7 protein-coding genes are annotated in these 10551 nt (G+C 66.9%); 1 reads left to right on the top strand and 6 read right to left on the bottom strand.

Annotation, left to right across the window (positions count from 1 at the left end):
* From narH to A5650_RS05925, 6 genes are all read right to left on the bottom strand, one after another.
* Positions 1-1630 (bottom strand): nitrate reductase subunit beta (gene narH, locus A5650_RS05900; RefSeq protein ID WP_067287501.1); only part of this gene is annotated, 1630 nt, incomplete at its 3' end.
* Positions 1627-5322 carry a nitrate reductase subunit alpha gene (locus A5650_RS05905; RefSeq protein ID WP_067287504.1) on the bottom strand — a complete coding sequence of 1232 codons (3696 nt, stop codon included), beginning with the start codon at positions 5320-5322 and terminating at the stop codon, positions 1627-1629. The genes A5650_RS05905 and narH, both read right to left, overlap by 4 nt.
* Positions 5319-6497, bottom strand: a complete 1179-nt coding sequence (locus tag A5650_RS05910) for a nitrate/nitrite transporter (RefSeq protein ID WP_286150358.1) — start codon at positions 6495-6497, stop codon at positions 5319-5321. The genes A5650_RS05905 and A5650_RS05910 overlap by 4 nt, the downstream gene beginning before the upstream one ends.
* 120 nt (positions 6498-6617) lie before the next feature.
* The gene (locus A5650_RS05915) at positions 6618-7322 is read right to left on the bottom strand and encodes a ZIP family metal transporter (RefSeq protein ID WP_067089313.1); all 705 of its coding nucleotides are present in this window, start codon (positions 7320-7322) and stop codon (positions 6618-6620) included.
* 9 nt (positions 7323-7331) lie between these two features.
* Positions 7332-7754, bottom strand: a complete 423-nt coding sequence (locus A5650_RS05920) for a DUF4383 domain-containing protein (RefSeq protein WP_067287511.1) — start codon at positions 7752-7754, stop codon at positions 7332-7334.
* 389 nt (positions 7755-8143) lie between these two features.
* On the bottom strand, positions 8144-10012 hold the full coding sequence (locus A5650_RS05925) for a propionyl-CoA synthetase (protein ID WP_067287514.1): 1869 nt from the start codon (positions 10010-10012) through the stop codon (positions 8144-8146).
* A 39-nt stretch (positions 10013-10051) separates the two neighbouring features.
* Here A5650_RS05925 and A5650_RS05930 point away from each other — a divergent pair.
* The coding region (locus A5650_RS05930; RefSeq protein WP_156744024.1) for an alpha/beta fold hydrolase at positions 10052-10551 on the top strand (500 nt) is incomplete at its 3' end.

Consider the following 10551-nt stretch of genomic DNA (forward strand, 5'->3'; position numbering starts at 1 on the left):
GTTCGCCGCGACCGTCCCAGTTGAGCAGGTTGACCCGTGACGGGCGGGACTCGGTCACCGCGATGCCCTCGCTGGTCTGCCGGTTGTGCAGCGCATGGAAGCTCTCCACCGCGACGGGCACCGGAGCACCGCTGGCCTCGCCGAACGGTCCCGACTCGTACATCCCGGGGCCACCCTCGAACGACAGCGAGCAGCCCGGCTCCTCGAGCGCCTGCGCCTCCAGCGCATGGGCGTCGGCGACGTATGCCGTCGGAATGACATAACGCTCTTCGTATTTCGCGAGTGCGAGCAGGCGGTACATCTCGTAGATCTGCTCCTCGGTCATTCCGACCGCTTGCGGGATATGCGGCTGGGTCTCACGCCCGAGGTTGATGTCGCGCATGTACGAACGCATCGCGGCCAACCGCCGCAGCACGCCCTCCACCACTGCCGTGTCGCCGGCGGTGAAGAGCCCGGCCAGGTACTCGAGCGGAATGCGCAGAGCCTCGAGCGCCCCGAACAGGTTGCCGATCTCCTCACCGTCGTGACCGTCGCGGGCTACCGCGTCGACCACCGGCGACAGCGGCGGGATGTACCAGACCATTGGCATCGTCCGGTATTCGGGATGCAGGGGCAGCGCGACCTGATAGCGGTGGATCAGCGCGTACACCGGTGAACGCTGGGCCGCCTCGATCCACTCCTCCGAGATGCCCTCCGCGCGGGCGCCGGCGATGACCTCGGGGTCGTGCGGGTTCAGGATGATCGACTTCTGAGCCTCGTACAGGTCGGTGTCGTTCTCCGTCGCCGCCGCTTCGAGCACGCGGTCAACGTCGTAGAACACCAGGCCCAGATACCGGAGCCGGCCGACGCAGGTCTCTGAGCAGACCGTCGGCAGCCCGACCTCGACGCGCGGATAGCAGAACGTGCACTTCTCGGCCTTGCCTGTCTTGTGGTTGAAATACACCTTCTTGTAAGGACATCCGGAGACACACATCCGCCAACCTCGGCAGCGGTCCTGATCGACCAGCACGATGCCGTCTTCGGAGCGCTTGTACATCGCCCCCGACGGGCACGACGCGACACACGACGGGTTCAGGCAGTGCTCGCAGATCCGCGGAAGGTAGAACATGAACGTCTGCTCGAGTTCGAGTCGGACCCGCTCGTTGACCTTGCGCAGCACGGGATCCCCGGACACGATCTCCGGTGACCCACCGAGGTTGTCGTCCCAGTTCGCCGACCACTGAACCTTCATCGGCTCTCCGCTGATCAGGCTCCGCGGCGGCGCCACGGGCATCTGCTCACCCAGCGGCGCGTTGGTCAGGTTCTCGTAGTCGTAGGTCCACGGCTCGTAGTAGTCGGCGATGCTGGGCATCTTGGGGTTGGCGAAGATCCGCAGCAGCTTGCTCAGCCGCCCGCCGTCGCGCAACTTCAGCCGACCCTTCCGGTCACGTATCCATCCGCCGCGCCACCGCTCCTGGTCTTCGTAGGTGCGTGGATAGCCCTGCCCGGGACGGGTTTCGACGTTGTTGAACCAGACGTACTCGGTGCCGGGCCGGTTGGTCCAGGCCTGCTTGCAGGTCACCGAGCAGGTGTGGCAGCCGATGCATTTGTCGAGGTTCATCACCATCGCCATCTGCGCCATGACTTTCACTGGTAGACCACCTCCTGGCTGCGCCGCCGGACGACGGTCACCTCGTCGCGCTGGTTGCCCGTCGGCCCGAGATAGTTGAACGCGAACGCCGTCTGGGCGTATCCGCCCGCCAGATGGCTCGGCTTGATCAGCAGCCGGGTCAATGAATTGTGAATGCCCCCGCGTTTCCCGGTGGTCTCGCTCAGCGGCACGTCGATCACCCGCTCCTGCACGTGGTACACGAACACCACGCCCTCGGGCATCCGGTGCGAGACGATCGCCCGGCACACCAGCACTCCGTTGCGATTCACCGCCTCGACCCAATCGTTGTCGCGCACCGAGATCTTCGCCGCATCGGCCGGGCTCATCCACATCGTCGGCCCGCCGCGTGACAGCGACAGCATGAACAGATTGTCTTGGTATTCGGAGTGGATCGACCACTTGGAGTGCGGCGTCAGATACCGGACCGTCAGCCCTACACCGTCGTGATGACCCACCGCCGAATCGCCGAACAACCGCGACATGTCCAGCGGAGGCCGGTAGATCGGCAGCTGCTCGCCGAGTTCCTCGAGCCAGTCGTGGTCGAGGTAGAAGTGCATCCGGCCGGTCAGTGTGTGGAACGGCTTGAGTTCCTCGATGTTGACGGTGAACGGCGCGTAGCGACGCCCACCGGTCTCGCTGCCCGACCACTCCGGGCTGGTGATCACCGGGACCGGTCGCGCCTGCGTGTCCGCGAACGTGATGCGGCGCTCTTCGCTGCCGCCGGCCAGATGGACCAGGCGGCGCCCGGTCCGGCGCTCCAGCTCACGGAAGCCCTCGACGGCCAGGCGCCCGTTGCTTGTGCCGGACAGCGCAAGGATGGCCTCCGCCATCCGTTCGGCCGTGTTGACAGCCGGACGTCCCTGTGCGCGACCGGAATCCATCACGCCGAACTTTGCCGCCAGCTCGTCGACCTCCTTGTCGGGGCGGACGGTGACCCCCTTGGTGGTCAACCCCAGCTTCTCGACGAGCGGTCCCAGCGCCGCCCATTTCTCGGCGACCGCGGGATAGTCGCGCTCCACCACCGCCATCGGGGCCATGGTCTTACCCGGTACCGGGATGGTTCCCCCAGCGCGCCAATCGTTCTCGACACCACCGGGATAGGCCATTGCGCCGGGCGTGTCATGCTGCATGGCGCCGAGCACCACGTCGGAGCGCACGCCCAGATGCTTGGCGGCCAACGCGCTGAACACCCGGGCGATGGCGCCGAACGCCTCGAAGTCTGAATGGGCTTCCCACGGGGGGTCGACGGCCGGGTTGAACGCGTGCACATACGGGTGCATGTCGGTGCTGGACAGATCGTGTTTCTCGTACCAGGTGGCGGCGGGCAGCACGACGTCGGAGAGCAACGTCGTCGAGGTCATCCGGAAGTCGATCGACATCAACATGTCGAGCTTGCCCTCGGGAATGTCATCGGTCCACGCGATGTCGTTGGGCCGCAGCGCTTCCGGTGTCGGCTCGGCCTGCAGGTTCGAGTCGGTGCCGAGCAGGTGGCGAAGGAAGTACTCGTTGCCCTTACTCGAGGAACCCAGCAGGTTGGCCCGCCAAACCGAAAGGACCCTCGGCCAGTTCGCCGGGTCGTCCGGGTCGGTGACGGCGAGTTTGAGCGTGCCCTCTGCGAGTTGTTCGGTGACGTAGGTGGAGATGTCCTGGCCCGCGGCGCGCGCCTCGTCGGCGACGTCGAGGCTCGAGCGGTCGAACTGTGGATAGAACGGGCTCCAACCCATCGCGGTCGACGCGGCGAGCACGTCCATGGTGTGCCGATCGCGGAACCGGCCACGGCCCAGAGGACTGGCCAGCGCGTCGGCGCGGTAACCGTCGTAACGCCATTGGTCGGTGTGGACATACCAGTACGACGTGCCCGGCATCTGCCGCGGCGGTCGCGACCAGTCGGTACCCATCGCCAGCGCGGACCAACCCGTCACCGGGCGGCACTTCTCCTGTCCGACGTAGTGGGCCCAGCCACCGCCGTTGCGGCCCATCGCGCCGGTGAGCAACACCAGCGCCAGCACCGCCCTGTAGGTGGCGTCGCCGTGGAACCACTGGCAGATCCCGGCGCCCATGATGATCAACGACCGGCCACCGGATTCCTCGGCGTTGCGCGCGAACTCGGTGGCGATCCGGATCGCCTGGGACCCAGCGACTCCGGTGATCGACTCCTGCCAAGCCGGGGTGTACGGCTTGGGATCGTCGTAACCGGCGGGCCAGTCTCCGGGTAGTCCGGGTCGCGCCACCCCGTACTGCGCCAGCATCAGGTCGAAGACGGTGCACACCAGGTGCTCGCCCATCCGCCTCACCGGCACGCCACGGGTCAGCGTCTCACCGTGCCCGTCGAAGGTGTCGAACCGCGGCAGTGTGATTTCGGCCGACTCACCGGCCTCGGTGAACAGCACCGTCAGCGCCGGTACCAGGTCGCCGAGTTCGAGGTTCCACTTCGTGACGCCGTCGTCGCCGAAGCGGAACCCCAGCGACCCCTGCGGCACGACGACGGTGTCGGTAGCGGCATCGAGCAGAACGGGTTTGAACGCGGCGTTCTCCTGCGCCGCGGCGTCACCGCCGAGGTCGGCCGCGGTCAGGTTCTTGCCCGGGACCAACCTGCCGTCACGTTCCTCGAGCTTGACCAGGAACGGCAGGTCGGTGAATTTGCGGACGTAGTCGACGAAGAACGGAACCTTGTGTTTGACAAAGAATTCCGAGAGCACCACGTGGCCCATCGCCATGGCCAACGCGCCGTCGGTGCCCGCTGCGCACGGCATCCACTCGTCGGCGAACTTGGTGTTGTCGGCGTAGTCGGGGCTGATGCTGACAACTTTCGTGCCGCGGTAACGCACCTCGGTCATCCAGTGTGCATCCGGCGTGCGGGTGACCGGCACGTTCGAGCCCCACATCATCAGGTACGACGCGTCCCACCAGTCGCCGGACTCCGGCACATCGGTCTGATCACCGAACACCTGCGGTGAGGCGACGGGAAGGTCGGCGTACCAGTCGTAGAACGACGTCATCACGCCACCGAGAAGTTCGATGAACCGTGACCCCGCGGCGAAGGACACCATCGACATCGCGGGAATGGGGGAGAACCCGGCGATCCGATCCGGTCCATACCGCTTGATCGCGTGGATGTGAGCGGCCGCGATCATCTCGGTCGCCTCGGCCCAGCTGATCCGCACCAGACCGCCTTTGCCCCTTGCCCGTTGGTAGCGTCGGCGGCGCTCGGGGTCGCTCTGGATGTCGGCCCACGCGAACACCGGATCGGACAGCCGCGACTTGGCCTCGCGGTACATGCGGACGAGTTCGCCGCGCGCATATGGATAGCGCACCCGCGTCGGGGAATAGGTGTACCAGGAGAACGCCGCACCCCGAGGGCAACCGCGCGGCTCGTACTCCGGCCGGTCCGGCCCCACCGACGGGTAGTCGGTCTCCTGCGTCTCCCAGGTGATGATGCCGTCCTTGACGTAGATCTTCCACGAGCACGACCCCGTGCAGTTGACGCCGTGCGTGGAGCGGACCACTTTGTCGTGACTCCACCGGTCGCGGTAGAAGATGTCGCCCTCGCGGCCGCCACGGCGGTGGATGGTCCGACCGTCGCTGGAAGCCTCACCGGGAGTGAAGAATCGGCCGCTGCGCTCGAGCAGTTCTTCGACCCGGCCGCCGATGTGGGGCTCGGTGGTCGTCACTGGGTTGCCTCCTTCGGTTGCGGCTCGTGGGCGTGCAGCCGCAGTGCGGTGTAGGCGAACGCGATCAGCGCGGTCGCGACGAGCAGGATCAGGCCGACGGAGTAGTCGTTCTCGACCGCGTCATAGGTCGAGCCCATCACCAGGGGTGGGAAGTAGCCTCCCAAACCGCCTGCGGCCGAGACGATTCCGGTGATCGACCCGACCGACCGCGCCGGTGACCGACGGGCCACCCATGCGAACACGCCGCCGGTGCCGATACCGAGGAACACCGCCAGTGCGATGAAGGTGGTCGCCGACCACACATCCGGCGGCGGCTGCAGCATGGCGATCAGCGCCATCAGCGCTGTGCCGCCGAAGGAGCCGAGCACGACGTACTTCGGTGCGATGCGGTCGGCCAATGCTCCGCCGACGGGCCGGGCCAGCACGGCTGCCAGTGCGAATCCCGCGGTACGCGCGCCCGCGTCGACGGCCGAGAAGTGGTAGATCGTCTTGATGTAGGTGGGCAGGTAGTTGCTGAACGCCACGAAGCCGCCGAACACGATCGCGTAGAGGAACGACATCTCCCAGGTGACCCGGAGTTTGGCCGCCGCCTTCAACTTCGGCAGCACGCGATCGGTGTTGGGCGCGAAAGTCGGTGAGTCGCGCATGAAGAACACGCACAGCGCCGCGGTGACCGCCAACGCGGCCGCGACGATGACGTGCGTGGGCAGCAGCCCGAACCATGTGACGAATCTGGGGGTGAAGAACGCCGAGAGCGCGGTGCCCACCATGCCCATGCCGAACACGCCGGTGGCGAAGCCGCGGCGCGACGGCTCATACCAGTTGTTCGCGAACGGGATGCCGACGGCGAAGATGGTGCCCGCGATGCCCAGGAAGAAGCCGCACACCAGCAGCATGGGGTATGACCCGGCCGAACCCGCGGCACCCACTGCCAGCACGGGCACGATCGAGATGAGCGAGATCGCGATGAACAGCACGCGGCCGCCGAACCGGTCGGTCAGCGAACCCACGACGATCCGTCCGAGCGCGCCCACCAGGATCGGGGTGGCCACCAGCATCGAGGCCTCGGAGCTGCTGAGCGACAAGTCGCCCGCATATGTGGTCGACAGCGGGCCGATCATGTTCCAAGCCCAGAAGTTGATGGCGGAGACCCACGTGGCCAGCGCCAAGTTCAGTGTGCGTCGAGCGCCAGTGTCCGGCGCGACCGCCGTGTTCACTCACCCAGACAACCACGTGTCATGAGAGTCCGCGTGGCTTTCGGATGAAGCGCTGCGCCGCAACGAAGTACAGACGGCCTAGCTACTCAGGGATAGGCCGGCGGCGACGGCGAACCCGAGCACCGCCGCCAGCCCCGCCTGATCGCGAGCCTTCTCGGTGGCTTCGGGGATCATCGACGTCACCAGCATGACCAGCAGGGCGCCCGCGGCGAAACCGTCTATTCCGCCTTGTAATTGGCGGCCCGCCGCCTCCTGGAACTGAAATCCCGCCAGCGTGGCCAGGGTGCACAGCAGCGCAACGGCGATCCAGCCGAGCACGATCCGCCCCCGCGGCGTGCCTGCCGCCTTCAGGTCGCTGGCCGAACCGATCGCCTCCGGGAGGTTGGACACGAAGATCGCCACGAGTAAGGACACGCTCACCGCGCCGCCGCCGGCGATCCCGATGCCCAGTACCGCCTGTTCGGGTATGCCGTCGAGCAGCGCACCCAGTGCGAGCGGCAGACCGGCGGCGCCGGTGCCTCTGCCGCCGATCCGCGCGACGCCTTTGTCGGCGAGGAAGAACATGAGGCCGCCGATGGCCAGACCTGCGGCTACCGGAATCGCCCCGCCGACGTGGAAACCCTCTTCGGCCAGTTCGAAGGAGATGCTGGCCACCAGTGCTCCGGCGCCGAAGCCGAGCACCAACCCGATCAGCCGGGCGTTCCAGTCGCGTAGCACCCCGGCGAGCGCACCGATGACCAACGAGGATGCCGCAACGCCGCCCCAGAGCAGTGCGGTGAGCATCGCATCAGCCTAGGCGCGAATCCTCCTGCGACGCTTGGTCGGGTCGTGCTGACCGGCGAGCGTGAGGCCCAGGATCACCATGACGAGGCCCATGCCGAACCACATCCAGCCGAACGCGTCGGCAACGGCGAATCCGTAGGCGCACAAGGCGAAGTACACCAGTCCAGCGCCCAGGAAGTACCACCGCGCGGCGGCATATGTCCGGGCCATGACCAGGCCGAGGGCGCCGAGCACCAGGTTGACGACGTTGCCCAGTCCGGACACCGCGATCATGCCGAACAGGCTGGCCCCGGATCGGTGGTCTGCCCATGCCAACTGGTCGTAATCGTGGGTGAGGCCGGGGATGAAGCCGAGGGCGCCGATGAGCAGCAGGACGGCACCCACGATCACCGCCGCTCCCTGAACGGCCATGTATTTCGGTCTCGTCGCCATCCCTTGCCTCCGTCCGGAACCGTTATTGACGGACTGGCAGGTAATACCCGGCGGGCGCGGACGCTAACCTGCAGGCCGCCGAACGGGGTTTGCGGTCACGGCCGGTGGACGAACCTGGCGCTTTGACGGCGTGGCGGCCCGCGGCACAGGTCTGCGAACGGCCTGACCCAACGTCCTGATGCGCCGAGCTACTTCTTGATGTAGCAGTTAGGCGGGTTTCCGCAGTGATGACCTTGATCGCACTTGTGGCAGTTGCAGGTACAGCCGCTCTTGGCCTTGACCGCAGACGTACGCATCGCGAATCAACTCCTTTGTTGTGAGCCCGCGCGCGACGACCGATGCGGGCCTGCCACCGAATATAGGCCGATCGGGGTGGCGTGGGAGCGGGCTCAGCCCTTCAGGATCGGTTTGAGGGCCTCGATCACCGCAGGGTCTTCGATCGTCGAGGGCAACGGTTCATCCCGGCCGTGCGCGATGCCCCGCATGGTCTTGCGCAGGATCTTCCCCGACCGGGTCTTCGGCAGTGCTGGCACGACGTCGACGAGCTTGAAACACGCTACGGCGCCGATGTCTTCGCGCACCAGCCGGATGAGATCCTCGGCGAGCCCGTCGGCCGAGGCGCCCGACTTGAGCACCACGAAGCCGCGCGGCACCTGTCCCTTGATCTCGTCGCGAACCCCGATCACCGCGCATTCCGCGACCGCAGGGTGGGTGGCCAGCACGGCCTCGATCGATCCGGTCGACAACCGGTGGCCCGCGACATTGATGACATCGTCGATGCGGCCCATCACGAAGAGGTAGCCGTCCTCGTCGAGGTAGCCACCGTCGCCCGTGAGGTAGTAGCCGGGGTGCTCGGAGAGGTACGACGCCTGGTACCGGTCGTCGTCACCCCAGAGCGTGGGCAACGTGCCCGGCGGAAGCGGCAGCCGGATGCAGATGTCGCCTTCCTCGTTGGCATCGCGGACCGAGCCGTCGACATGCAGGATCTTGACGTCGTAACCGGGCATCGGAACCGTCGGAGATCCGGGCTTGATCGGCATGGGCTCCAGGCCCATGGGGTTGGCGGCGATCGCCCAACCGGTCTCCGTCTGCCACCAGTGGTCGACGACGGGAATGCCGAGCTTCTGTGCGGCCCATTCGTAGGTGTCCGGGTCGAGTCGTTCGCCGGCTTGGAACAGGTACTTCATCTTCGACAGGTCGTAGCGGCCGATGTGCTCGCCTTCGGGGTCCTCCTTGCGGATCGCGCGCACGGCCGTCGGCGCGGTGAACAGCGCCTTCACCCCGTATTCGGAGGCGACCCGCCAGAACGCCCCCGGGTCCGGCGTCCCGATCGGCTTGCCCTCATAGAGCACCGTCGTGGCGCCGAGCAACAGCGGGCCGTACACGATGTACGAGTGGCCGACGACCCAGCCGACGTCGGAGGCGGCCCAGAAGATGTCGCCCGGCGCGATGTCGTAGATGTTGCGCATGCTCCACAGCAGCGCCACCGCGTGGCCGCCGTTGTCGCGGACGATTCCCTTCGGCTTGCCGGTGGTCCCGGACGTATACAGCACGTACAGCGGATCCGTCGCCGCCACCGGCACCGGGTCAACGGGCGCCGCAGCCACGACGTCCTCCCAGTCGAGGTCGCGGTCGGGCGCCAACTCGCAGCGCTCATGGTCGCGCTGCACGATGACGCAGTTGCGGGGCGGGTGCTCCGACATCTCCAGCGCGGCGTCGAGCATCGGCTTGTAGGCGACGGTGCGCGACGGCTCGATGCCGCACGACGCGGAGACGATCACGGTCGGTTGGGCGTCGTCGATGCGCGTCGCGAGTTCGTGCGCGGCGAACCCGCCGAACACCACCGAGTGGATCGCCCCCAATCGTGCGCACGCCAGCATGGCGATCACCGCCTCGGGGATCATCGGCATGTAGATGACCACCCGGTCACCCTTGGTGACCCCGAGGCCGCGTAGGCCCCCGGCGAACTTCGCAGTGGCGTCCCGCAATTCGCGGTAGGTGTAGGTTTTTTTCGCCCCGGTGACGGGCGAGTCGTAGATCAGTGCCGGCTGCTCGCCGCGGCCGTCGTCGACGTGCCGGTCGAGCGCATTGGCGCAGGTGTTCATCTCGCCGTCGGCGTACCAGCGGTAGAACGGCGGGTTCGAAGCGTCGAGGATCTGCTTGGGCTCGCGCGTCCACGTCACCGCGCGTGCGGCATCGGCCCAGAATCCTTCTGGATCAGCGATGCTGGCGTCGAACAGCGCTCGGTATCCGGCCATACCGCACGTTAGCGCGATGGCAGTTCCTATAGTCGCGTTATGACCTCTGCTCCTCCGCCGATCGAAGGGGTGCGACGGTCGTATGTCACAGCCCGCGGCGTGCGCTTCCACGTGACCGAGGCCGGGCCCGCCGACGGGCGCCCGGTCGTGGCTCTGCACGGCTGGCCGCAACACCATTGGGAATACCGGGATCTGCTTGCCGACCCGCCGGCCGGACTCCGGATCATCGCACCTGACCTGCCTGGTTATGGATGGTCCGGTCCACCACCGCACCGGTGGGCCAAGGAAGACGTCGCCACTGACGTTCTCGCCCTTCTGGATGCACTGAGCCTCGATCGCGTCCTGCTGTTGGCTCACGACTGGGGCGCCTTCGTGGGATACCTGATGATCCTGCGAGCGCCGGAGCGATTCGACGGTTACCTAGCCTGCAATATGGCCTACCCGTGGTTGTCGACGCGCGATGTCCTGCCCCGGCTGTGGCGCTTCGCGTACCAGATACCGATCGCGACGGCCGGAGTGCTGGTGCAGCGGCGCACACC

It is taken from the genome of Mycobacterium sp. 1164985.4, from assembly GCF_001668575.1.
Lineage (GTDB): Bacteria > Actinomycetota > Actinomycetes > Mycobacteriales > Mycobacteriaceae > Mycobacterium.

Excerpts from the sequence above, each read along its gene's own strand:
- A5650_RS05915 (WP_067089313.1), bottom strand. The coding sequence starts at position 7,322 with ATGCTCACCGCACTGCTCTGGGGCGGCGTTGCGGCATCCTCGTTGGTC.
- A5650_RS05920 (WP_067287511.1), bottom strand. The coding sequence starts at position 7,754 with ATGGCGACGAGACCGAAATACATGGCCGTTCAGGGAGCGGCGGTGATC.
- A5650_RS05925 (WP_067287514.1), bottom strand. The coding sequence starts at position 10,012 with ATGGCCGGATACCGAGCGCTGTTCGACGCCAGCATCGCTGATCCAGAA.